Annotated in this window: 20 protein-coding genes, 1 tRNA gene and 2 pseudogenes; 7 read left to right on the top strand and 16 right to left on the bottom strand. The window is 37.0% G+C overall.

The window, feature by feature from the left end:
• Window positions 1-321: 321 nt before the first annotated feature.
• The 4 genes and pseudogenes from JAZ75_RS12540 to JAZ75_RS12530 all read right to left on the bottom strand — a co-directional run bounded on the left by JAZ75_RS12540 (window position 322) and on the right by JAZ75_RS12530 (window position 5056).
• Window positions 322-702: an immunoglobulin-like domain-containing protein gene (locus tag JAZ75_RS12540; RefSeq protein WP_208702199.1), complete on the bottom strand. Its 381-nt coding sequence runs from the start codon at window positions 700-702 to the stop codon at window positions 322-324.
• A 722-nt stretch (window positions 703-1424) separates the two neighbouring features.
• Window positions 1425-1582, bottom strand: a pseudogene (locus tag JAZ75_RS26200) (IS982 family transposase); the annotation flags it as partial.
• A gap of 387 nt (window positions 1583-1969) precedes the next feature.
• On the bottom strand, window positions 1970-4276 hold the full coding sequence (locus JAZ75_RS12535) for a tetratricopeptide repeat protein (RefSeq protein WP_410528628.1): 2307 nt from the start codon (window positions 4274-4276) through the stop codon (window positions 1970-1972).
• 703 nt (window positions 4277-4979) lie between these two features.
• Window positions 4980-5056: transfer RNA gene (locus JAZ75_RS12530), tRNA-Pro, on the bottom strand.
• A 342-nt stretch (window positions 5057-5398) separates the two neighbouring features.
• Between JAZ75_RS12530 and rplS the strand changes: the two genes are divergently transcribed.
• The 7 genes from rplS (at window position 5399) to JAZ75_RS12495 (ending at window position 13941) form a co-directional block, all read left to right on the top strand.
• On the top strand, window positions 5399-5746 hold the full coding sequence (gene rplS / locus JAZ75_RS12525; RefSeq protein WP_021189535.1) for a 50S ribosomal protein L19: 348 nt from the start codon (window positions 5399-5401) through the stop codon (window positions 5744-5746).
• Between the two features lie 156 nt (window positions 5747-5902).
• Window positions 5903-7003 carry a carbohydrate-binding family 9-like protein gene (locus tag JAZ75_RS12520; protein ID WP_208702195.1) on the top strand — a complete coding sequence of 367 codons (1101 nt, stop codon included), beginning with the start codon at window positions 5903-5905 and terminating at the stop codon, window positions 7001-7003.
• A 180-nt stretch (window positions 7004-7183) separates the two neighbouring features.
• Window positions 7184-8308 carry an acyltransferase family protein gene (locus tag JAZ75_RS12515; RefSeq protein ID WP_208702193.1) on the top strand — a complete coding sequence of 375 codons (1125 nt, stop codon included), beginning with the start codon at window positions 7184-7186 and terminating at the stop codon, window positions 8306-8308.
• A gap of 163 nt (window positions 8309-8471) precedes the next feature.
• Entirely contained in the window at window positions 8472-10106 is a 1635-nt protein-coding gene (locus JAZ75_RS12510; RefSeq protein WP_132770917.1) for a CTP synthase, read from the top strand.
• Window positions 10107-10121: 15 nt separating this feature from the next.
• Window positions 10122-11933, top strand: coding sequence for a membrane protein insertase YidC (yidC, locus tag JAZ75_RS12505; protein ID WP_021189531.1), 1812 nt, complete (start codon window positions 10122-10124; stop codon window positions 11931-11933).
• A gap of 129 nt (window positions 11934-12062) precedes the next feature.
• A complete protein-coding gene (locus JAZ75_RS12500) occupies window positions 12063-12851 on the top strand; it encodes an META domain-containing protein (RefSeq protein WP_132770918.1) in 789 nt (262 codons plus the stop codon).
• A gap of 202 nt (window positions 12852-13053) precedes the next feature.
• Window positions 13054-13941, top strand: coding sequence for a helix-turn-helix domain-containing protein (locus JAZ75_RS12495; RefSeq protein ID WP_132770919.1), 888 nt, complete (start codon window positions 13054-13056; stop codon window positions 13939-13941).
• On the opposite strand, the gene JAZ75_RS12490 is transcribed toward JAZ75_RS12495, so the two are convergent.
• The 12 genes and pseudogenes from JAZ75_RS12490 to JAZ75_RS12435 all read right to left on the bottom strand — a co-directional run bounded on the left by JAZ75_RS12490 (window position 13938) and on the right by JAZ75_RS12435 (window position 24631).
• Window positions 13938-14741 (bottom strand): DUF2490 domain-containing protein, encoded by an 804-nt coding sequence (locus JAZ75_RS12490; RefSeq protein WP_208702191.1) that lies wholly within the window; start codon window positions 14739-14741, stop codon window positions 13938-13940. The genes JAZ75_RS12495 and JAZ75_RS12490 overlap by 4 nt on opposite strands.
• Window positions 14742-14847: 106 nt before the next feature.
• Window positions 14848-15744, bottom strand: coding sequence for an urea transporter (locus tag JAZ75_RS12485; protein ID WP_208702189.1), 897 nt, complete (start codon window positions 15742-15744; stop codon window positions 14848-14850).
• 50 nt (window positions 15745-15794) lie between these two features.
• The gene (locus tag JAZ75_RS12480; RefSeq protein ID WP_183917095.1) at window positions 15795-16586 is read right to left on the bottom strand and encodes an urease accessory protein UreD; all 792 of its coding nucleotides are present in this window, start codon (window positions 16584-16586) and stop codon (window positions 15795-15797) included.
• Window position 16587: 1 nt separating this feature from the next.
• The gene (gene ureG, locus JAZ75_RS12475) at window positions 16588-17226 is read right to left on the bottom strand and encodes an urease accessory protein UreG (RefSeq protein WP_045755017.1); all 639 of its coding nucleotides are present in this window, start codon (window positions 17224-17226) and stop codon (window positions 16588-16590) included.
• Between the two features lie 14 nt (window positions 17227-17240).
• Complete coding sequence (locus tag JAZ75_RS12470) at window positions 17241-17930, bottom strand: urease accessory protein UreF (protein ID WP_208702187.1); 690 nt, start codon at window positions 17928-17930, stop codon at window positions 17241-17243.
• Between the two features lie 5 nt (window positions 17931-17935).
• Window positions 17936-18433, bottom strand: a complete 498-nt coding sequence (locus JAZ75_RS12465; protein WP_208702185.1) for an urease accessory protein UreE — start codon at window positions 18431-18433, stop codon at window positions 17936-17938.
• A gap of 2 nt (window positions 18434-18435) precedes the next feature.
• Window positions 18436-19026: a hypothetical protein gene (locus JAZ75_RS12460; RefSeq protein WP_208702183.1), complete on the bottom strand. Its 591-nt coding sequence runs from the start codon at window positions 19024-19026 to the stop codon at window positions 18436-18438.
• A 61-nt stretch (window positions 19027-19087) separates the two neighbouring features.
• Window positions 19088-20809: an urease subunit alpha gene (gene ureC, locus JAZ75_RS12455; protein WP_021192448.1), complete on the bottom strand. Its 1722-nt coding sequence runs from the start codon at window positions 20807-20809 to the stop codon at window positions 19088-19090.
• Window positions 20810-20874: 65 nt separating this feature from the next.
• Window positions 20875-21180: pseudogene (locus JAZ75_RS12450) on the bottom strand (urease subunit beta); the annotation flags it as partial.
• 21 nt (window positions 21181-21201) lie between these two features.
• Window positions 21202-21504, bottom strand: a complete 303-nt coding sequence (gene ureA / locus JAZ75_RS12445; RefSeq protein ID WP_021192450.1) for an urease subunit gamma — start codon at window positions 21502-21504, stop codon at window positions 21202-21204.
• A 177-nt stretch (window positions 21505-21681) separates the two neighbouring features.
• Window positions 21682-22068, bottom strand: coding sequence for a hypothetical protein (locus tag JAZ75_RS12440; protein WP_132770926.1), 387 nt, complete (start codon window positions 22066-22068; stop codon window positions 21682-21684).
• A 124-nt stretch (window positions 22069-22192) separates the two neighbouring features.
• Window positions 22193-24631: a TonB-dependent receptor gene (locus tag JAZ75_RS12435; RefSeq protein WP_021192452.1), complete on the bottom strand. Its 2439-nt coding sequence runs from the start codon at window positions 24629-24631 to the stop codon at window positions 22193-22195.
• Between the last annotated feature and the right edge of the window lie 39 nt (window positions 24632-24670).

Genomic DNA, 24670 nt, shown 5'->3' with positions numbered 1-24670 from the left:
TTTATAATCAAAAGTATAAGGGTTGCTTTTTTTAGCTACCTCAAATATAAAAATCCGATATAGCTTAAGCATCCTGCACTATCCTGACTGACAATAAAAAAGTAAAAGCAATTTGTTAAAAAGGGCTAATCAACGAAAGTAGAAGCATGTTTTTATAGAGAATTACCCATTTTCATTTCACAACAGGTAGATTGATGACATACTAAATATGGTTCTTTTAATGTCACAAATAGCCACATAAGATTTCTGTAGGGCTACATTAATCTTTTTGATGGATTCCATATTGTTACTTTAAGCTTATGTGGAGAAAAGATGGATAATCTATCGAATAGTTACTTGAGCAATCTTTGACCCTTGTGAAGGTGCAACATAGGTAATATCCTCAAAAACCAGGTTTTTAACAAAGGGAACTACTTGCCACTTATCTCCAGCAAGTCTTTCGAAACTATAGAAGCTATCAATAATAAGTTCACTATCTAGAGGATTATCTACTATATATTTCAACATTTTATTTGCGTCATCTAGCTTAAATACATTGGGAGATCCCAATAGTTTTATTTCGCGCGATCTACCATTTGATTCCATACTATTACTTGTTAAAACTTCCTGTTTCAGGGAGTCACCTTTGTTTGCTCCTCCGGGATTTTGACAAGCCATAAATCCCAAGGTAACGACATACATCAAATATTGCACGTTAATCATAACAGTCCAGTTTTATTTTTAAAATCAATTTCTTGATATACTAAAAGTATTTAAAATAGTAGACGCTTTGGTATAGTAACTTGTCGAACCACTTGCTGCTATATAACCGGTCCAACACTATCAACCTCTGTGCTTATTTTTGTTACACAAACGTAGGTTCCTCTCTTTAATTTTTAGGTGCAGCAAACGAAGATCAGATGATTACGAAATTATACTTTTTAACATTACTTGTTCAGTGTTTGTTCAGTGCTTGCTCAGTGATTACTCAGTGTAGACTGTATCAATATTGACTGATTACTGTCTAAAAATTGATTAAAAATTGCTATTAGCTAAAATTTGGTATTAGGATGTTCCCGTTTTAATGTTTATCTTGATTATCTATAAACTAATCAGGTAATTATGGCAATCATCAAAAATGGCGTTAAGGGGACTGTTTCCGGGAAAGCAGGTTCTGTTGTGTTTGTCTTAAAGAAAACAGGAAATTATTTGCGTTCTCTTCGTCGCGTTAAAAAATGAGCACCTACACCTGAGTAACTACTGAGTAGAACACGCTTCAAAATTGTGAGGTCGCATATTAGTATGTTAAATCCCATTATCAATATTGGTTATAAGGCATACAGCTATCCTAAGCGGGCATATGATGTGGCGATGTCTTATCATTTGAACGAAACACTTAATACTTTTACTTGGTATAGAAATTTAGTAATAACCCGTTGTGCATTTTAAATAATACTGATTTTTAAATTATTGATATTTCTGATGAATATATTTTTGCCTATGTATTAAATGATGTTATAGCTATAATCTTGGTCAAGATTCTGGTTTTGAATCCATCGAAAGATTTAGCATAATTAAGCCTTATCATGAACTGATCACACATTTAATGAAGGTAAGCGTAATTGGATAGCAATGTTATAACAATATGCTAACTTAGCTATATGAAAAAGATAACTTTAATACCTTGTTTATTTTTGTTTCTATTTTTGTTTTCTTGCCAAAATGAAGCTAAAAAAAAACAGTGATGTTGCTATACAGTGGCATTTGTAAACCTACTATTCACTTGCTATTCACTTTATAAGTCCTCATCGCACTTTCAATTTGACTCTCTTCTGTTATGTCAGGATATAAAAATAACTCGGCACCTGAATGCTATTCACACCGGACACTATTTTCAGTCCTACTGCTATTGGTCCTTTGGGAAACATAACTATACTTGTTACGTCTACCTTTAGAAACGAAATGATTTTTTTTGTTTCACAAGCGAAGGTTACTTATTGTTCAATTTCTGTAAACGTTCTTTTGCTGACGGGATGATATCATCTTTTTCTTCATAATTTTCAATTACACTTTCCAACGTACTCTTAGCCTGCAAAGCATTGCCTTTACGCGCATAGCTATCAGCAAGCAATAGGAAACTCTTGGCTTCCCAGTATGCATTTTCTTCCTCACTATTAATCACCTCAAAGGCAGTTTCAATGGCTTTGTCGTATTCCTTGTTATCATACTGTAGTTGCCCAACACGGTATCGCGCTTCTGCGCCAACCGCCTTTTGGCTCTTCAGAGCAGCCAGATTGAGTTCCTTCATGGCAGACACGATGTTCTTTTGTTGTAGCAATACCCTTCCACTGTATAAATGAGCTTTAGCAATTTCCTCCTGCGATGCGCCATCGTAATCCTTTATCAACTTCGCATACTTGGCCATCTGCTCCATGTCGCCGAGTTCAAAATAACAAATCATCAGGTTACTTATTGCGTAACCATAGTTCTTTTTATACTCTGAATTGAGTTCCAATTTTTTGAGGTGCACAATTGCCTCGTTGTATTCTTTCAGGTCCAGATAGAGCGCAGCCACTGTCAGCAAGGTGTTTTCCGTATACTTACTTGTCCAGTCGTTCAGGATAATATTCAGATCGTGCAACGCTTCCTTTGGATGCCCGGTACGGTACGAACTCACCCCGCGGATGTAACGGGCATATTTTTCTTGTTTGGGCTTCGGAAATTTATCAAAATACGCATTGATGGCTTCCACGGAAGCTGCGTATTGCTGCTTAGCAAACAGAGATTGGGCTGCCTGAAAAGCCATATTATCTTGCTCCGCAGGACTCAGATTACTGACATTGGTGCCGATTGCGTAATGAATATAGCTCGTAGCGTCCCCTTGGTCTAGGTAGATGTTTTCAATAAAACGCATCGCTTGCTGTGCCTCATTGGTTTTGGAATATTTCTCCACAACACTTTTGAAAGTGGCTTTCGCCGCTTCGGAATCATCTTTATTATACTGCACGAGCCCTATGGTCATCAATGCGCGGGGCACATAGCTGCTGCGCGGGTACTTTTCGATCATCCGTTGCAAACCATCGATAGCGCGATCATAATCTCCCGTAGTGAAAGAGGTATAGGGGATCTCAAAGGCGGCGTCATCTGCATAGTTCGAAGCCGGAAATTGTTTCAAAACAGACTGCAGGATCTTTAGCTTGGTTTCATGGTCTCCCTGCAATCCAAAGATAACACCTCGTTGGAACAACGCATAGTCCTGATTGGAAGTTTTGCTGTTGATCAGCTGATCATAATATTGGTTGGCACGGTCGTAATTGCGCATGGACAAATACGAATCGCCCAAACGTGCGATTACGTCATGACGTATATTTTCATCTAACGAACTTCCCTCGACAGCCAAAAAGCGCTCAAAATAATCGGCCGACATACTAAAACTGTTATTTCTGAACGCGGCATAAGCCAGCCCATAATTTGCATAATTATATACGTCGGTATTTTTTGCAACAGGCAACCGTAAAAACCGGGAGAAGTTCTCTACCGCCTCCCCATATTTGCGCACTTCATACATCGCTTCCGCTTTCCAATAAGTAGCCAGCGCGGCCATTTTTGCATCGATCGGAAATTTTTCAGATCTCATGAATGTCGATATGCTATTTTCGAAAGCGCGCTCGTTATAAAACTCCAATCCGCGATAGTAAGTTGCTTTTTGATAAGTAGCATCGACTTCCCGCCCTCTATCTTTCAACGACTCCAACAGACTTACTCCAGTATGGAAGTTACTCGTCCCCAACAGGATTTGAGCCGATAATATTTCCGCACTTTCCTGTGCTTGAGCGCCTGGTTCACGACCCCCATATTGTTGAACTATATATTTTTCCAGAACTTGCTGAGCGGCTTGGATGGAGTCCATTGCATACAAGATTTTGGCATAGTTAAATTGCGCATCTGCTTTCAATTGGGGGTCGAAATCTAGTCTCATCGCTTTGACAAATGCATTTCGTGCGCGTTGCTTATCGCCGGTTTCCAGTGCAATATGACCCAAAGTTATGATCGAACCCTGATAAAAGGCATCCGAAGCTTCCAGCGACTCCAAAATAGAGGCCGCTCTTGGATATTCACGTGCCTGGTAAGCCAAATAGCTGATACGGTACTTATCAATATTGCTGCGCGAAGCGTTTGGATACTGTTTAAGCAATATCGTGTAATAAGCTTGTTTGAACGTCTTATTTGCAAAATAGGTAGCTGTGGCTATTTGACGTAGCTCCGTCTCAATGGCTTCCCGATTGATATGACTCATATCTGGGCTCCTGCGAACCTTTACGGCATCGGCCAGAACAGGTCGGTAGTCGCGTACGACATCAATGGAATCCATCGTTTGCACTTGCTCTGCATTTAGTTGCTTATTAAATTGTTGCTTCTCTACTTCCTGCCCATAACCCGTAACCACCAGAGCGGAAAGCATCCCGGTAAACAGGTATTTGAAGCCAATTATTTTTTTTAATATCATTATTCGTCCGTATTTCTGAGTTTTTCCAAACGTTCCTTTGCCGAGGAGGCAATAGTGTAATCTTCCTTAGCTAACAAGCCAAAACTAAATAATTCCAACCATATTGAGTAAATCGTCATGGAAAAAATTGAATCCTAAAAGTCAATTTATAGATCATCACCATCTCGTTTCCGCGATTTCCAATTTCTTTGATTGCTATCGGCAACTGAACTGACACAATAATGGAGCCAAGAAGACAGATCAAGGGAAAGAGATCACTTTGTGACAAACAGCATAAAAACGAATGTTAATTGTTGAGCATATTTCAAAAATCATAGATTAGTATAGAAAATGAGTAACCGAATTGGTCATTTTCTATAGGTTTGAAGTTTCTCGATCGGGAGGCTAGAATACTTTAAACCAGTTGGTCACAAGCTTATTCCAAAAGATCCTGCGATTCGAATCTGCACGTAAACAAAAAAAGCCCTAACTTTCGTTAGAGCTTTTATTTTCTTGGTCGGGGTGGCAGGATTCGAACCTACGACCTCCACATCCCAAATGTGGCGCGATACCGGGCTACGCTACACCCCGAAAAGGTATCCCCTTTTGTTTACTGTGATGCAAATATACAGCGTTTTTTCAATCTGTCAAATATAATTTTAACATTATTAAATAAAAGCCTGATTTATTGAGAAATAAAATATCAGCATTCAATTCGATAGCATTTAAATTCACATCCTAACCTCGATGTGTAAAACTTTTTAAAATATATCGTGAGCAAGGGTCTAAATATTAAAAGTGTTTTTCTATCTTTGCAACAAACTAAGGCAGCTCAATATTTTTTGAAAAAAGTATTTCTTAAAGTAAAAAAAAAGCTGTAATATTGCATTCCGATTTTTACAGGCTAATAATCGTATTTAATTACTCATAATCATGGATTTAGTAAAATTTGTAGAAGAACAAGCGGTAATCAGAAATGAAGTTCCCGCATTTAAAGCAGGAGACACCATAAGCGTTCATTATAAAATTCGCGAGGGAAATAAAGAGCGTATCCAAATTTACCAAGGTGTGGTTATCCAATTGAACAGCGAAGGTGTTAATTCAACTTTCACTGTACGCAAAATTTCAAATGGCATTGGTGTGGAACGTATCTTCCCTATAAATTCGCCAAACATTGAAAAAATTGTAGTAAACAGCTACGGTAAAGTACGTCGCGCTAAATTATTTTATTTACGTGGTCTTACTGGTAAAGCTGCTCGTATTAAGTCTAAAAGAATCTAATTACGACTACACAAGTATAAAAAAAGGCATTGAATTCAGTTTCGATGCCTTTTTTTATTGCCATAAATCCCCAATATAGCAACATTTTCTTTACAAGTCAAAAACTTCTTCCATGCTAAATCTTTTTAGTTTATCTTATGACCTGAAAAGTATTATATGAACAAGTCTATTTTTACCCTCGTATTCCTGTGCTGTTTCCTGAACAGCTATGCCCAAAATTCAATTCAAGATTTTTTAGCACTCCAGTCCATTCCAAAAACATACCCGGTACTTAAAATCAGTGAACCGTTAATAATTGACGGTAAGGACGATGAAATTAGCTGGACAAAAGCAAAAACAATTAATAATTTTGAAGATATTCAAGGTGCCGAGTACAAAAAACCTTTGTATAAAACCGAAGTAAAAATGCTTTGGGATTCCACCTACCTATATGTGTACGCAAAACTGTATGAACCTCATATTTGGGCAGATATCTACAAGCACGATGAAATTGTTTATCTAAACAATGACTTTGAAATATTTTTAAAACCCAATTTATATCAAGCAGAATATTACGAAATAGAGGTCAATCCATTACATACCATTTTCGATCTTATGTTACCAAAACCATATCGATTCGGAGGACAGGCCATTACACATTGGGATGTTAAAAATCTAAAATCTGCAGTACATATCAACGGCACCCTTAATAATCCCCAGGATATAGACGCATACTGGTCTGTTGAATTTGCAATTCCACATCAATCATTATATGCTTTCGGTAAATCATCAATGCCTAAAGCAAATGATTACTGGTTATGTAATTTTTCACGTGTACAATGGCAACATGATATCACAAATAATCATTACAGTAGAAAAAAAGAAAATAATAAGCCTTTAGCTGAAGACAATTGGGTATGGTCACCGATCGGTTTAATTAATATGCATTATCCAGAAAGATGGGGATATATACAATTTGTAGAACAAGCGAAAAGGCAGGAACCAACGCTTCCAAATAGTTATGCCGTAACTAAACTAGCTTGGAATATTCATTATTTACAACAATTGTTTAAAAAGGAAAATCGTCGATATAGCGATCAATTAACGAAACTTTCATTATATAATCAATACCTATTACCCGCTTTGAAAAATTATCAGGTCACTTTGGAACTAAATAAAGACAAACAAAGTTATAGTATGAAGATCAGGGATAAACAGTCAAAAAAAATTCAAGTATCCTTAGATCATAGAGGTAATTTTGATCTTTACAACCAGTAACTCCACCATAGCTTATCTGAACGTTTGCATCAATCCAAAAAAAATACTATTCATACAACATTTATTTGAGCCGATAGAGTAATCCGGCTCAAATAAATAATATTTTAATACTATAACAATAATTTGTAGAAACAAAATAACGCAGAAAAATAAACTAATATTGCTATTTTTACAGCAACAATGTATAAGAACATATCTTTTTTTCCAAATCTAAATGCGTTCCGTTTTTTTGCCGCACTCCTCGTTCTATTTCACCATGGAGAAGTGATTCGCACAAAAAATGATTTCATCACCTATGAACATTTTAGTTTTTTTCAAAATGGAACTACTGCTGTCAAATTTTTCTTTGTCTTAAGTGGTTTCCTCATCAGTTATTTGTTGCTGAAAGAACAAGATCAGAAAAAGACAATATCCATTAAAAATTTCTACCTGAAAAGAGTCATTCGCATCTGGCCTTTATATTTTTTATTAGTCGCCATAGGCATAGTTATCTTCCCTTTTCTATTTCAAGTCTTACATATTAACTATTCATTCCCATATACCATAGGACAGGTCTGGTTGTTATTTGTTTTATTTTCACCCAGTATCGTCACCTTTACCTATGGCTCACATCTCCTAGAGCCCCTATGGTCTATCGGCGTTGAAGAATGGTTTTACATCATTTGGGCACCCCTATTTAAATGGATAGACAACAAATTTGCACTTATTATAGGTATATTTTTACTCAAAATCCTATTACTGATACTATGTTTTAACAACATCATTACAAACGTACTTGTTGTGCATCTTATCAAAACTTTTGCTTTCGAATCAATGGCAATCGGTGCACTGGGAGCTTATTTTCTATACCACACCAACATAAACTTACTGGCTTGGTACAAAAAATATGCAACGGTCAATTACCTTTTATTAGCCGTATTATTTTCAACCTTATTCTTCCGAAGTACATGTATAGCATTTATTGGATCAAATATTTTTGATCATTGGATCTTTTCATACATCATCCTAAATGCACTCTTTCTCAATCTCATTCTTTTTATCGGTATCAGATTAAATACAAAATCATTTTTCAACAATACTTTTTTAGACTACGGAGGCAAAATCTCCTATGGAATTTACATGTATCATATGATCGTGATCTTTGCCGTTATTCATTTAGCGAAAAAACATTTACTAACACTTGATCCCTACTTAAGTTTTCTGATTTTCTACAGTTTAGTTATAGCAGGTACATTTATAACAGCACATTTATCAAAAAAATACTTTGAAGATTTTTTCATGAAGTTTAGATCTAAATTGAATTAGCAAAGGTCAAACCCCGTGCAAGCGTCATGTCAAAAAATTAGCATTTTAAAATTAAAGACAAAAAAAAACGCCGTCTTCCACAAATATTCTTATCTTTGTATCCCGTACATAAAGCAGATATTTAGGCCATTTTAGGCCTTATATTTTGAAATCCATTATTGATATGACTAAATATATTTTTGTTACGGGCGGCGTTACTTCGTCGTTAGGGAAGGGTATTATTGCATCCTCTCTTGCTAAACTTCTCCAAGCACGTGGCTACAAGGTTACGATTCAAAAATTTGACCCTTACATTAACATTGATCCAGGAACATTAAATCCATATGAGCATGGTGAGTGTTACGTAACGGAAGATGGTGCTGAAACAGACCTTGATTTAGGCTATTACGAACGTTTCTTAAACGTACCTACTTCACAAGCTAATAACGTGACGACAGGTCGTATTTATCAATCTGTTATTCAAAAAGAACGCGCAGGTGAATATTTAGGAAAAACAGTTCAAGTTGTTCCTCATATCACAGATGAGATCAAAAACCGTATGCGTTTATTAGGTGAAACAGGAAAATATGATATTGTCATAACAGAATTAGGTGGTACAGTAGGTGATATCGAATCTTTACCTTTTATCGAAGCAGTTCGTCAGTTAAGATGGGAATTAGGCACTCATGATTCTGTAGTTATTCACTTAACATTAGTACCTTACTTAGCAGCAGCTGGTGAATTAAAAACAAAACCAACACAACATTCTGTTAAAACATTATTAGAATACGGTATCCAACCTGATATTTTAGTTTGTCGTACAGAACATAAATTGACGCAAGAAATTCGCAAAAAATTAGCATTATTTTGTAATGTCAATATTAATGCTGTTGTAGAATCGATTGATGCTCCTACTATTTATGACGTTCCTTTAAATATGTTGAAAGAACAATTAGACAAGACTGTCCTTGCTAAATTGAAACTTTCGAATAAGAATGAACCAGATTTAGATAGCTGGAAAGCATTTTTAGGAAAATTAAAAAATCCTACTAATGAAGTAAATATCGGATTAGTCGGTAAATATGTTGAATTACCAGATGCATATAAATCTATAGTCGAAAGTTTTATCCACGCCGGAGCGGCCAATGAATGTAAAGTAAAATTACAATATATTGCCGCGGAAAGTGTAAATGATCAAAATGTCCAAGACAAGTTGAGCGAAATGGATGGCGTACTTGTTGCTCCTGGTTTTGGTGAACGTGGATTAGACGGTAAGTTAGCCGCTATTAAATATATACGTGAAAACAATATTCCTTTCTTTGGAATTTGTTTAGGTATGCAGTGTTCAGTAATTGAATTTGGCCGTAATGTATTGGGATTAAAAGATGCAAATAGTACGGAAATGAATCCAGATACACCACATCCAGTGATCAACTTAATGGAAGATCAAAAAAACATCACTAACATGGGCGGTACAATGCGATTAGGTGCGTACGATTGTGATATCAAAAAAGGTACAAAAGCATTCAATATATACGGAAAAACAAGAATCTCCGAACGTCACCGTCACCGTTATGAGTTCAATAATGCTTATTTAGAGCAATATGAAGCAGCTGGAATGATTACTTCAGGAATCAACCCAACTTCAGGATTAGTAGAAATTGTTGAGTTGAAAAACCATCCTTTTTTCGTAGCGGGACAATTTCATCCAGAATTAAAGTCAACTGTTGCAAATCCTCACCCACTTTTTGTTAGCTTTGTAGCCGCTGCTTTGTCGAATAAGAAAAATAAGATACAAAAGCAGGAAACAATTAAGTAAGTTTAATTTAAAAAAATGGATAGAAATACCCTTATTGGTTTACTTCTGATGTTCGGAATTATAGCCGGTTCATTTTACTTAATGAAACCGTCCGACGTAGAAATAAAAAAAGAACAAGTTCTACAAGATTCGTTAGCACGTGTTAAAAAAGGTCTAGCACCTTTAACAGACTCGACAAAAGCGAATACACAACTAGGAGCAACACAAGAGGCCAAGCCTCTTGACTCTGCAGCATTAAAACTTCCTTTTGGAGCTGCGAAATTTGGCACAGAAAAAATCATTACAGTAGAAAATGATAAAATCATTGCTAAAATAAGCTCTAAAGGCGGTCGTGTAAAATCTGTACAATTAAAAGGTGAAACAAATTTTAATGGTAAACCATTAGTATTGTTTGAAGGTGACCACAATAGATTTGGATTGAAATTTAATGTCGCCGGTGAAAACATCAATACCAACGATTTGTTCTTTACTTCTGAAGATGCTGATGTAAAGATAACAGGCGAAGATTCAAAATCGATTAAATTACAATTAGCTTATGGAGCTGATCAGTATATTGAATACGTATATACCATCAAAGGTAATGGTTTCAATTTAGGTCTTGATATCAACACAAAAGGTATTCAAAACAAGATCGATCAAAAAACGATTGCTTTAGATTGGGAAACAATTTTACTACAGAAAGAACAAAATATTGATTCTGAACGTCAAAAATCTACCATCTATTATAAAGAAGCAGGTAATGTAGACCATTTGTCAGAAGCAAAAGATGAAGAAAAAGAGCTAAAAGAAAAAGTAGAATGGATTGCATTCAAGCAACACTATTTCTCAAACATTCTTTCAAGCAAAACAGGATTTACAACAGCAGATGTAAATGTAAAAACAACAATCGAATCCGATGTTGTTAAACTTTATGCGGCTACAGCACGTCTTGATTATGCAACTCAAAAAGACAACAGTTATTCGTTAAACTTCTTTTTTGGCCCTAATCAATACAAAACGCTTAAAGCAGAAGGTCATGATTTTCATAAAATCATTAATATGGGATGGGGACCAATGCGTTGGATTAACCAATTTATTACAGTACCTGTATTTGATTTCTTAGACAATTTCCATTTGAGTTATGGTATAGTTATCCTTGTTCTAACATTATTGTTAAAACTGGTATTATCACCATTAACATACAAATCTTACCTATCAATGGCTAAAATGCGTGTATTAAAACCGCAATTAGATGAAATCAAAGCTAAAGTAGGTGAAGACAATGCAGTATTGTTGCAGCAAGAACAGATGAAATTGTATAAAACAGCTGGAGTAAACCCATTGGGAGGTTGTCTTCCATTGGTATTACAAATGCCATTTACGATTGCTTTCTTCTACTTCTTCCCGAATTTATTCGAGCTGAGAGGTGAAAGTTTCTTGTTTATGAAAGATATGTCAACATACGATACCTTATTCTCATTCGCACCGATTTTCGGCGTGAATCACGTATCATTAATGTGCGTATTGATGACTTTAACAACATTATTGACCACTTGGTACAACAATGCGACTTCGGGTGCGACAGGACAAATGAAATACATTGGTTACATTATGCCTTTAATTTTCTTTTTCGTCTTGAATAGTTTCCCTGCAGGATTAAACTATTATTACTTCTTAAGTGCAATCCTAACATTCTTAACACAGTTGATCATCCGTTCAATGGTTAATGATGATAAGATTTTAGCGAAATTAGAAGACAATAAAAAGAATCCAAAGGTGCAAAAGAAATCGTCATTCCAATCAAGAATGGAAGAAGCGATGCGTCAAGCACAACAAAATAAAAAATAACAGCAATTCTATAGTGCTGATTAAAAGAGGAAACCCGAAAAGGTTTCCTCTTTTTTTGTATAAAATGTAGCATTCACTCAAACCAAACGTTCTAATTATTGTTAAACAATCATATCAAAAAGATAAAAGATGAAATTTAATCAGATTTTAATCATGGCAACGCTGATCGTAGGATTAAGCAGTTGTTCAGTTTTCAAAAAAAATACGAACAAAGAGCATTCGACTACAGAAACTATGCAGCTAAAAGGAAACAAGTGGCAACTGATCGAAGTAGATGGAAAAACAGTACCAGCACAGGTAAACGGACGTGTCCCCTTCTTACAGTTTGAAGACGATAGATATGCTGCAAATGCAGGTTGTAATACTTTAGGTGGAGCAGTAAATATCACAGGAAAAAACAAAATTAAATTTGAACAAGGTATTTCCACAATGATGGCTTGTCCTGAGTTCGAGATAGAACAGGCGTTATCAAAAAACATTATAGCAGTAGATACCTACACAATAGAAGGAGAAGTATTGAGTTTAAAAAAAGGTGGAAAAACATTAGCTAAATTTACGCTTATCAAAGCAGAAAAAGGTGAGCAAGCACTAGCAGGTACATGGGAATTAGATTATGTATCTGGACCACGTATTGCATTTGAAGGTCTATATCCAAATAAAAAGCCTACGATCACCTTTGATTTGACAGCAAAAAAAGTATCTGGAAACAGTAGTTGCAATAATTACAATGGAACTTTCAAAACCGAAAACAACCACATTAGTTTTGGTCCACTAGCATCTACTAAAATGGCCTGCGAAGGTTCAGGAGAAAGTGTATACTTCAGCACGCTGGAGAAAATCACTTCCTTCGATGTCAACGGAAATACATTGACTCTGATTATGGGCGATATTGCGATGATGCGATTCCAAAAAAAATAAAAACAATAAAAGATTAAAACTAAACATAAAAAAGCTCCGGATTGGAGCTTTTTTTATGTGATAATATGAATAAAAATTCCAGTTAAAAACAAATTTTATCGATAGGATTACACTGTAAATTAGGTCCCTAAATCGTATATTTGTACATACACAATCTCTTTCATTAACATCACATGAAAAGGTTTTTTAGAGAAATAGCACTATGAAATCGTCGATTAAGATTATCAACAATTACGAATACAAAAAGCTTTTTTTGCCTGATGTAACAGATCATAATCTATTCAATGAAAGCAAAATACAGGTATACCGCATCGAAAATTACCTACGAAGTATTCTCATGCCTGTCATTCCTTACCGTACTACCTTCAATTTCCTAATCTTTGTTACTAAAGGAACTTTAACACAACATCTGGAATCAGGGGCATACACCTTAGCTGAAAATCAAGTGATTAATGTCAAACAGGGAAATATTACTGCTACTTTAGCGATTTCAGATGATGCCGAAGGTTTTTTTGTCGTTTATGAAAACGAAATCGTTACAGATATTGAATTAGGCATCAATGATATCCGGTTTTTCAATTCACATCCCTTTACCCCCTTGTCAGAGCACGTCTCTGTATGGATTCAAAAAATGCTTGAACTCTTGGAAGAAGAGCTATTTACCGAAGGAAAAGTTATGGAGATCTGTGTATCAATGCTACAATGTATACTGTTAAAAATAATTAAAACAGATTACGAAGTAAAAGCACCGATGAGTAGACAATTGGATATTGCATTTCGATTTAGAGAATTCGTACAAAAATTTCACACAGATCACAAGAATGTTTTATTCTATGCCAACTTATTACATATATCCGAAAACTACCTTAACAAATGTGTGAAGGAAGCAACCAATAAGCCTCCTAAACAGTGGATCAACGAAATCAGTATACTACATAGTCAAATCTTATTACAGGATGCTACAAGAGATATTGCAGGCATTGCATTCGAAATGAAATATAAATCCCCATCCTACTTTACACGTTTATTCAAGAAAGTCACCGGTTATTCACCCAGTGATTATCGCAAACACAAATTTCTTTCCGATTAATGCTTCTTTTTATAAGGCAGATTCCAAATCAGATCAACAGCAAGATAGTGAACACCAAAGTCCGCTTGACTATAGCCTTTAATTAAATCATTCATATATCCAACATCAAGGTGCAAGGGAGTATGCGCAATATCCGTCATGTAATATAAAGCGAAACGCGCTTCCTTATAAGCAAATTTTGACCACTCATCTTTCGGCTCATACATTTTGCTTACTGCAAACAGCCCCTCAGCACTAAATGCAAGTTCCTGTTTATTTCTATCCGAGAGTTTCAGATTGATCTGTGTTTTAATCCTAGTCCGCAATTGAAAATTCTCCTCTGCTTTATTAAAATCTGCTGTAAAAAATTTACGAAATTCCTGTCTGACTGTATTTTTCCATTTCCAGCGATCACCGAATCTGAAACTATAAGCATAGCGCCCATACAAGCGAAACTCCTGCTCTATCCCTTCACCATGATAAGGAGCATCTGCATCATATACATTTTGACGACGATAGCTCAAAGCATAACTATATTGCTGGTTCTTAGCAAACTTATGATATACCTCGTGATTGAGGACAAAAATAGCTTGTTTATGAAAAGGATTTGAATCATCAGGTGTACTTTTGGTTCCTAGGCCGAGGTAAGTTAAAGCTTCTTTCGTACCAGTACTATCCAGTTGTCTTTTAAGACCAATGGCAGACCAGGAGGCCGTTTTTGCTTTTCCCAATCCAGGAGGACTAATCTGAGCATGAAGTAATAAAAATGGACTGATAACAAGAAAGAGTAAGGATAATATTTTATAAAGAGTATTTTTCATCGATTATATAGTTTTTTATGACCACTAGTCTGTTATATACCAGTACAAACTGATCAATGGCCACTCAACCATTGATCAGTTTGTATAGCAGCTAAGTTTTATTGTTTTAGGACAATCGGCTTTTAAAAGTTTCTTCAAACCGCCCCACGATCCATTTATCCAGACGTTTAACAGGTTCCATTGCCCACATAGCCACTACAAACGGAAAAGTCAATGTCGTCCACCCATAGTGCACAAGCACATGATCACAATAAGTCGCAATCACGACAGCAATAAGGACATATAATCCATCCCGCACACGAGTACCGCTTAAAGCAATGCCACAGAGTACAGCATTAAAGCTAAACGTTCCGTTGCTGATCATAGTTTCCGATTCATGACCATAATGAGATAGGTAAATGCTGATGATCACAGCGGCGAAAGCATAAAGTGCAGCCATCGGATTGCTCATAAATACTCCAAGGAAAAAGATCAATCCCGCAATCAGGCTTCCTTGAAAGATCACTTGCCCGAAAGCATGTCCCTCGATCAAGAAATCATCCATTTCTTGGATATCCACAAAATGTTGCGATACAGTAGGCATTGCAAGCTGTGGGATACTCAGGATATACAGTGAAATCCAGGTAACAGCTATGAAAGGAAAAGTAAAAGCAGGTAAATTTCTTTTGAGCGCAAAACCCATCATAAGAGTGGTTAACATGGAACCAAGAATCAATGTCATCCAGATCCAGATATTCGCTTCAAAGTAAAAAACAAGCGCTACACCAAACAAAGAAGCATTAAAACCAAATAATCCATTATCAATATGATCTTCATCATATTTCAGTATTCTAGCTGTTGCAACCCCTACAACATTAGCCAATATACCCGCAAAGCCCATTAAGGTCGAGTCATATAAAATAGCACCAATAAATAATATGCCTGTCCAAGCATTACCTTGCAACATGATCTGTCCGAAACCTCTAAAAAAAGCTTTTATATAAGCTAAAACTTGATCCCTCATTTTGAGATAAATTGATAAGATAAGACTAAAATATAGTCCCATTAAAATGATTAAATAAGGAGTTCAGCATCCCACAGTTCCTGCTGGATCTCCTGAAAAATAGTAAACAACTGCTCGGCACCATAACCCAATATTCGGATCATAAACCCATCATGCTGAAGCGCACTGATTCCAAATTCGATATCCGTGACATGTTCATACTGTTGATGGAATTTTTCAATCCAATCCCCAACAGCTTTCCCAGCAGTATTGAGATAAATAAATGTTCCCTGATGGGTAAAACCTTCCAATATCCCGATATCCTGTATCGGCATTTTGTCGGGTTGCAACAGCACATTATCTTTCAATATCAATCGACCATCCACATAACATTGAGTCAGATTCTGAAAATGATTATACTCAAAAACCTCTCCCGACAGTTTCCGTCCACAAGTCACAATATCACTCAAGATGAGGTGACAGTTCTTTTGCATGTGGATAATATTATGGCTGAGAAAATGAGAAGAATTTTGAGGAACAATAGGGTGCGGAACAAAAGAAAACACCGCACCTTCGCCGAGCGTCACTTCCGTTTTTTGTACCGATTTACCTTTCATATGAAAAAGACGCTGATACGCTTGAGTCTGCAATTGCAATTTAGCACCAGGATCTATCGTAATTTGGATACGATGATCATCACCATCCAATAACCCCGGTGATGAGCTCATAATCATCAAGTATGCCCCTTTATCCCTCCTGTATTGTCCTACTGGAACAATACGAAAAGGCTGTGTGACATAAGCATCCTTGAGATAAGACTTTCCTTCACGATGGGCAACGTTGATATTTAAAGAACAGATCATATTAACGCAATAAATTAGGTTCAGCTACATCATGCAGCAATGCATATTTTTTGATCCATCCAATGATTTCATCCAATCCCGTTCCTGTCTTCAAATTCGAAAATAAAAACGGTGCCCCTTTTCGCATTTTCCGAGCATCATGCTCCATCACCTCCAGACTAGCACCAACATAAGGAGCTAGATCCATTTTATTGATCAACAATAAATCTGATCGGGTAATCGCCGGTCCACCTTTACGGGGCATCTTTTCCCCCTCACCCACATCGATCACAAAAATGGTAATATCCGCGAGATCAGGACTATAAGTTGAAGTCAAATTATCACCGCCACTCTCAATCAAGATCAATTCAAGATCTGGAAAGCGTTCAGCAAGTTCTTCCACAGCCTCTAGATTCATGCTCGCATCCTCACGGATAGCCGTATGCGGACAGCCACCTGTCTCTACTCCAATAATACGATCAGGAGACAACGTACTGTTTTTAGCCATGTATTCCGCATCCTCCTTCGTATAAATATCATTGGTAATAACCGCTAGATTCAATTCATGTTTCAAACGTTTACATAAACACTCCAACAGTGCAGTTTTTCCAGATCCAACCGGACCACCCACACCAATCTTAACATATTTTCTATTTTCCATTTGTTCGTATTTAATTAAGAAATGTAAACCCGTGTGTACAACCGTTCATGCTGCATACACCGGATATCAAATCCAACATTACATAGACCGATCAGATCACGATCCACCTCCAGAGTCTCATCACATAAAGTCATCAGGTCATCATGCAGATAAAACAAGATATCCTGCCCATCCAACTGTCCGAGAGGAACCAATTTTACAGCATTAGTCACCATCGTGATAGCAGCATTGTAATAGTAACCATGCAAAGCTTCCCGAATCGGGATGTCTAATAAAGCAGCCAACATACCATACACCAAACAATAATGACTATCCACTCTCTTCTGTTTAATCAACTCACCCCAAGAAATCAATATCGGTTGCTCCTGATAACGCGAAAAAATCTTATACAAGCGTACACCCAATTTCTTACTCGCTTCACGGATTTCCTTCGGACTCTTCAATGCCGTACATTCCTCATCCAAAGACCGCAACAAATCCAAATCATCATTTCGAGTAGCATCATAAGCAAGACGCATCAAAGCTGCATCATTAAACTTCAAGTTGTACCACAAATTGTGTCTCACATACGACTCTGCAGTAGCTTTATTATGTACGATCTCCTTCTGCACATAGGTCTCTAATCCATTCGAATGGGTAAACCCACCGATTGGTAACGTCGGATCTGACAAATGAAGAAGCTTGCCTAGAAATTTATTTTCCATATATTTTATGCTTTAATAAATAAAGGGATACTCTTTGTCGAAAATTTGAGCTCACGATGATAATTTGCATCGACATTAGCATTCAACTGACTTAATAACTGACGAGAAGCAAGCGTGTAGGGAATCCCCTGCTTATTCAGCCAGCTTTGCATCGTTCGCTCAAAAGGGATAAGCAATTCATTCCCCTCAATAAATAGAGGCAAATGCTTATTTCCTATTTCACAACTAATAAAAGCAATCTCCAAAAAATTCAACGATTCTATACAGATTACATCACAACTACGAATAGCAATTACAACAATTTTGTCAGCATCCTCATATAGAATATCCCCATTATGCAATTGAGAAGTATTCCCCAATAATTTAAAGGCGATATCCATGCCCTCCTCCGTACGCAAACGTTGAATACGTTTCGTAGATTCGTACCACTCAATAATGAGCAGATCACAACGCTTACTGACCACCTCATTTTTGATATTCCTTGTGATTTCTGTAATAATCATTATTATCCCTTAATAAATAAATTTTTTGATATCCCTAGACCAACCGTAGAACCATTGATTCCAGTGATAATTTCATGATCATTTGCGATAGAAGCATCTTTACTGTGTTTTTTCTTATAAGAAAGCTCTGCAACTTTTGCTTTAAGTGCCCAACCTTTACCTAAGCTAATACCAACCAGAGGATAGGCTCTCAGTAAATAACCGTTATAGCTACCATCAGCCATCACATTAGCAGCATTGACAACATGTTCATTTCCCCATATATAATGAGCCTCAACCTGACCAATTAAATTAAAATGTTTACCTAAAGACCAAGTATTGCTGTAAAATGGCCCGACCTCATGAAAATGATCAGTAAAATCCAATGCCTTATTTTTCGAAGTATTGAAACCATAGTTCAGCCCCACATTCATATTATCATTAAAAAAATAACCGACCCCCAGTGGTGCCGCACTTAGCTGATGACCTGCTTCAGTTTCATGGTAATTAAATGAACCATAAAGCATAACACCACCTTTTTGTGCGTTGGCAGATTGTATCGAAAAGCATGCTATTGCTAAACAGCTTGCTAAAAATAGTTTCAAATTTTTCATTATTATTTATTCACAATTTATGGTGTGACCTAGTGTCACACCATAAAAATTAGCGATCATATTAAAACAAGAAATACAATTGTCCCAAAGCAACCTTATCAATCGGTTCACATTTGATCACCTCACCATCGACACTCACTTCATAGTTTTCTGGATTAACGATGATTTCTGGAGTAGCATCATTGTGAATCATATCTTTTTTGGAGATATTACGGCAGTTTTCCACAGGTAGTAATGTTTTACTCAATCCGTACTCCTCTTTGATTCCTTTTTCAATCGAAATTTTAGAAACAAAGTTGAAACAAGTCTCTGTCAATGCTTTACCATAACCACCATACATCGTACGCAAGATGATCGGTTGAGGCGTAGGAATAGATGCATTGGCATCTCCCATTTTCGAAGCGATAATCATTCCGCCCTTAATAATCATTTCAGGCTTAGCACCAAACAAAGCAGGACGCCAGATCACCATATCCGCTATTTTACCCTGTTCTATAGAACCAACGTATTTAGAGATACCGTGTGCTATCGCAGGATTGATCGTATATTTAGCAACATAACGTCTAGCTCTAAAGTTATCATTTCCAGTACCTTCATCTTCAGGGAGCGCACCAGTCTGTTTCTTCATCTTATCAGCAGTTTGCCATGTTCTGGTAATAACCTCGCCTACACGGCCCATTGCTTGAGAATCCGAACTCATGATACTGAAAACACCTCGATCTTGTAGAATATCTTCCGCAGCAATCGTTTCAGGACGAATACGGGAATCCGCAAAAGCAACATCTTCAGGAATATCTTTACTTAAATGGTGACAGACCATCAACATATCCAGATGTTCATCAATCGTATTTTTAGTAAACGGACGAGTCGGGTTTGTAGACGCAGGCAATACGTTCGGGTACATCGCCGATTTAATGATATCTGGGGCATGACCACCACCAGCACCTTCAGTATGGAAGGTATGAATGACGCGACCATTGATCGCTGCCATAGTATCTTCTAAAAATCCAGCTTCATTCAACGTATCCGTATGAATTGCGACTTGTACATCATATTGATCAGCCACAGAAAGTGCACGGTCGATAGTCGCAGGAGTAGCGCCCCAATCCTCATGAATTTTCACCCCCAGTACACCAGCCTCGATCTGCTCCACGATCGGTTGTTCTGTCCCCACATTACCTTTACCGAAAAAACCAAAATTCATAGGTAAAGCTTCAACAGCCTGCATCATTTTACGGATATTCCATTTCCCTGGTGTTACCGTTGTCGCATTCGTACCATCAGCAGGACCAGTACCACCACCGATCATAGTCGTAATACCACTGTATAAAGCAGTTTCCGTCTGTGTAGGACTGATGTAGTGAATATGCGTATCAATACCTCCTGGAGTAACAATAAATCCAGCACCACCATGAACTTCGGTCGAAGCACCAATAATCATATTTGGTGTTATATTATCCATCGTATCCGGATTACCCGCGCGACCTACACCAACAATTTTTCCGTCTTTGATCCCGATATCACCTTTTACAATACCCCAGTGATCAATGATAATCGCATCTGTGATCACTAAATCCAATGTACCTTCATCACGCGTATGCACCGAAGATTGACACATACCATCACGAATAGTTTTACCGCCTCCAAACTTTGCCTCATCACCATAGTAAGCATAATCTTTTTCAACTTCTATGATGATTTCTGTATCTCCTAAGCGAACTTTATCTCCCCCTGTAGGTCCAAATATCGCCGCGTAATTTAATCTACTAACCTTTAAGCTCATGATTTTTTATTTTTAAAGCCATTTGCATCTGCTTTTTTCAAAGCGTTCATTTTTCCTACCTCTGTTTCAGTATCGCCATTCACCAGATCGTTGTGACCATATACTCTTCTCGCTCCAGCATATGGAACCAATTCTACAATCTTGGATTCCCCAGGTTCAAAACGAACAGCAGTACTCGCGATAATATTCAATCGTTTCCCAAAGGCTAATGCACGATCAAATTCCATCATTTTATTGACCTCAAAAAAATGATAATGAGAGCCCACCTGAATCGGTCTATCTCCCGTATTGACAACTGTCAATGTTGTTACTTCTCTACCTTCATTACAGATGATATCGCCATCTTGAATGAAATATTCTCCAGGAATCATATTTTCAATGTTCTTATTAAATTAACGAATAGGATTATGTACCGTTACCAATTTGGTACCATCAGGAAAAGTTGCCTCGATCTGTATATCGTGAATCATCTCAGGCACACCCTGCATCACATCTTCACGGGTCAACAAAGTCGCCCCATATTGCATCAGTTCTGCAACAGTCCGACCATCTCGTGCACCCTCCATAAGCTCACTGCTGATATACGCAATAGACTCTGGATAATTTAATTTGACACCTCTGGCCATACGCTTTTTTGCGAGTTCACCAGCTACATGAAGCAACAGCTTCTCAGTCTCTCTAGGTAATAAATGCATCTAATTACTATTTTATATTAACTTATATGTAAGAATTATATTACTATTATTTGATCCACAACGTACTCTTTTGATGTTTATAAGAAACAAAAAAACATGCAGATAATGCCCGAAAGTTTATGGCACAACCTTACTGGCCTGCATAACTTTTGGCAAAAGAAAGAAATTATATTAAAACTAAATTGGAATTTTGATACACTTGAATAGTATGTATCGCGGATTGAGGATTACTCCTATGTGTTCAGTTGGGAAACTAAAATCCTGCTTCCTATCATACGTTACCCCCATTGCCGATAGCCAAATAGGAATAATAGTAAAATAAAGCAATTGATCCGGCTCATTGAGTTCGTGCGGATCGTTACACTCCCATGCATCGAGCATACCTGAAAACAGCGTCAAATGATGGACATTGGAACTGATTTCAGGTAACTCAAATGATGAATAGTCTGTTGATAAAAACTTTACCTGTTTAGAAACACTAGCCTCCTGATGTAAATACGTATTCCCTTTGGCCGTAACCAAAGCAAACAGCATTACAAAAAGTGTCAATATATTCCGAAACATTACTTTCATTTTCATCTAAATTTCCAAGACAAAAGTACCAACTAAAACAAGTTTTAAATAGCACAAATCTTGAATAAAATAGTCTATATTATATCTTAAACTAAGATTTAGCTGTTTTTTTTCATTAAAAAGCATAACCTAATGAAACCATCACGTTGCGCGGTGCTCCAGGAAATGCACGTGTATAATCAAAGCCACCCAAAAAGTAGTACTTATCAAACACATTATTGACATTAACAGCCATCTTCAATGCACCGATATGGTAATATACCGCAGCATTCACAGTAGTATAAGAAGGCCAGTAACCCCACATAGCTTGACCATCACTATCTTTACCAATACTATTATCCATACGACGGCTATCCACGTAATAAACCCCTGCACCAAAACCAAGACCTTTCAAAGCATGTTGTGAAAACACATATTTTAACCAAGCACTTGCCATATTTTTAGGAGCTCCCGGTAATGATTGCCCAACCTCAGAAGCGATCGATGATGCTTTCACATCAGTATGATTATAAGTATAGTTTGCCATAATCTGAAATTCTTTGGTCAACTGCCCACGGAGATCCAATTCAACACCCTCAGAAATTGCTTTTCCAGATTGACGATATTCAGAAAATCCTGAATCTAATATCACACCAGTTGCGATCATCATATTTTGACGTTCTATACGGAATAAGGAAAGATCCATCTGCAACTGATCTTTAAAAAAACCAGTTTTAAAACCTGTTTCTAATTGAAAACTGCGTTCCGGAATAAAAGGTTTATCTGCACCATAATCTTGGTAATTTTGAATAAAACTTGCACCTACCGGGACGAAACCCTGAGAATAGCTCGCAAAATAGTTGATCTGCTTATTCAATTCGTACGTTAATCCAGCTCTAGGTAGCCAGGCATTTTGTGTAGCTTGATAACGCTTCTGCCCGTCGATAGTCTCGGAAGCATAATGTTCGTGACGTAATCCTACGATAACTTTAAGTTTATCAGCAATCGACATCTGATCTTGTATGTATTTTCCTGTAGTTTTATAAGGACTTAAAAATGGATAAGCTACATGCTCTCGCCAGACGTAAGAAGTTAGATCATGTGTCGTATAAGTTGGATTGTTCAAATCAAATGTCAGAGGTACAACCTGTCCGTTCACCGTCTTTTGTCTAGCTTCCCGCAACTGATTTTCCTGATCACCTCTATACTCCGCAAAATCAACTCCTGCTACAATGTGATGATCTACAACAGCACCATAATGGTCCCATTTAAAATAACCAACGACATTATCCGTATAATCTTTACCATGACGATCAAAAAAACGCATATTCATGATCGTATTTTTAGGAGCATCAGCAAATGTATTCAACGTCCGATGTTCATTGACATCTTCTTCATACACAGATTTCATATAGCTCAAGTGAAAGCTTAAATTCTCCGTAAGCTGTTGGGACAACCTACCGCTCAGTGAAAATGTCTTCGAATTATAAAAATCGGAAGGTTGACTTAACGTAAATGATCGAGGTAAAGCATAAAAATCATTTGCTTTAATTCCCATCCCCCGATCGAGATAACCATTAAATTGGTTATAAACCACATCAACGTCCACCTGCGTACCAGCTGCAGGTTTAAAAGTAAAAGATGGTGCAACAAGAATTCTTTTTTGACGATTGACATCACGGAAAGTTTTAGTATCCTCATACCCCGCATTGAAACGGTACAAAACACGCTTAGCGCTATCCAAAGGCCCTCCCAGATCCAGTGTTGTACGCATCGTCTGAAAACTTCCAGATGCAAAACCGATATTCCCCTTAAAACTGTCCAACGGTTTCTTTGTGGTCATATTAACCGTACCACCTGGCACCACATCACCAAACAAAGAAGCTCCTGGACCTTTCAAGACTTCAAGACTTTCCAAGTTCAATGTCAATGGTGTATTGTAGTAACTATTACCATAACCATAACCCGAACGTAAACCATTGACCAAACGCACACCCGTTTCATATCCACTTTTAAAACCACGGATAACCACATCATCATAAGAAGAAGCTTCCGTCACCCCTGCCAGATCTTGAAACAATGCACCTGTTGTAAAAGCTTGCTTATCTTCTATAAACTCCCGGCTTAAAACAGAAACAGATTGCGGTAGATTCTTTAATTTCCCAGAAAACTTACCCCCCAATTCCAGATCATTGGTGAGATAAGATTTGTTACGTCTCCCTGTGATCAATACCTCATCCAAAGTTTTATTATCTTTAATCAAGACAAGAGATAATCCTTTTTTTACATTCCAGTTACTCGCCGAAAGTGTTATTTTTTGATCGATATAACCAATTGCAGAAGCATGGATGACAATTGGAAAATTAATCGCTTCAGAAAAAGTAAATTCCCCTGACTCGTTGGAAGTTGTCACCTGCTTTGAACTGTTTATTGTCAATGTTACGCCAGAGACGATATCTCCAACCTCATCATAAGTTTTTCCAAAAATTGCTGTACTATTCTGCGCATGTACAGCCACTGGGAAAACAGTACCTAAGGCTATTGCAAAAGCCAAGGTCTTTATATTATATTTCATTGGAATACAATTATCTATTGTTTGTTCAATTATCTGTTA

The organism is Sphingobacterium sp. UDSM-2020, from assembly GCF_016132525.1.
In the GTDB taxonomy this organism is placed as follows: Bacteria; Bacteroidota; Bacteroidia; order Sphingobacteriales; family Sphingobacteriaceae; genus Sphingobacterium; species Sphingobacterium anhuiense.
Note: the sequence above shows the minus strand (reverse complement) of the source record. Positions and strands in the feature narration are given on the sequence as shown.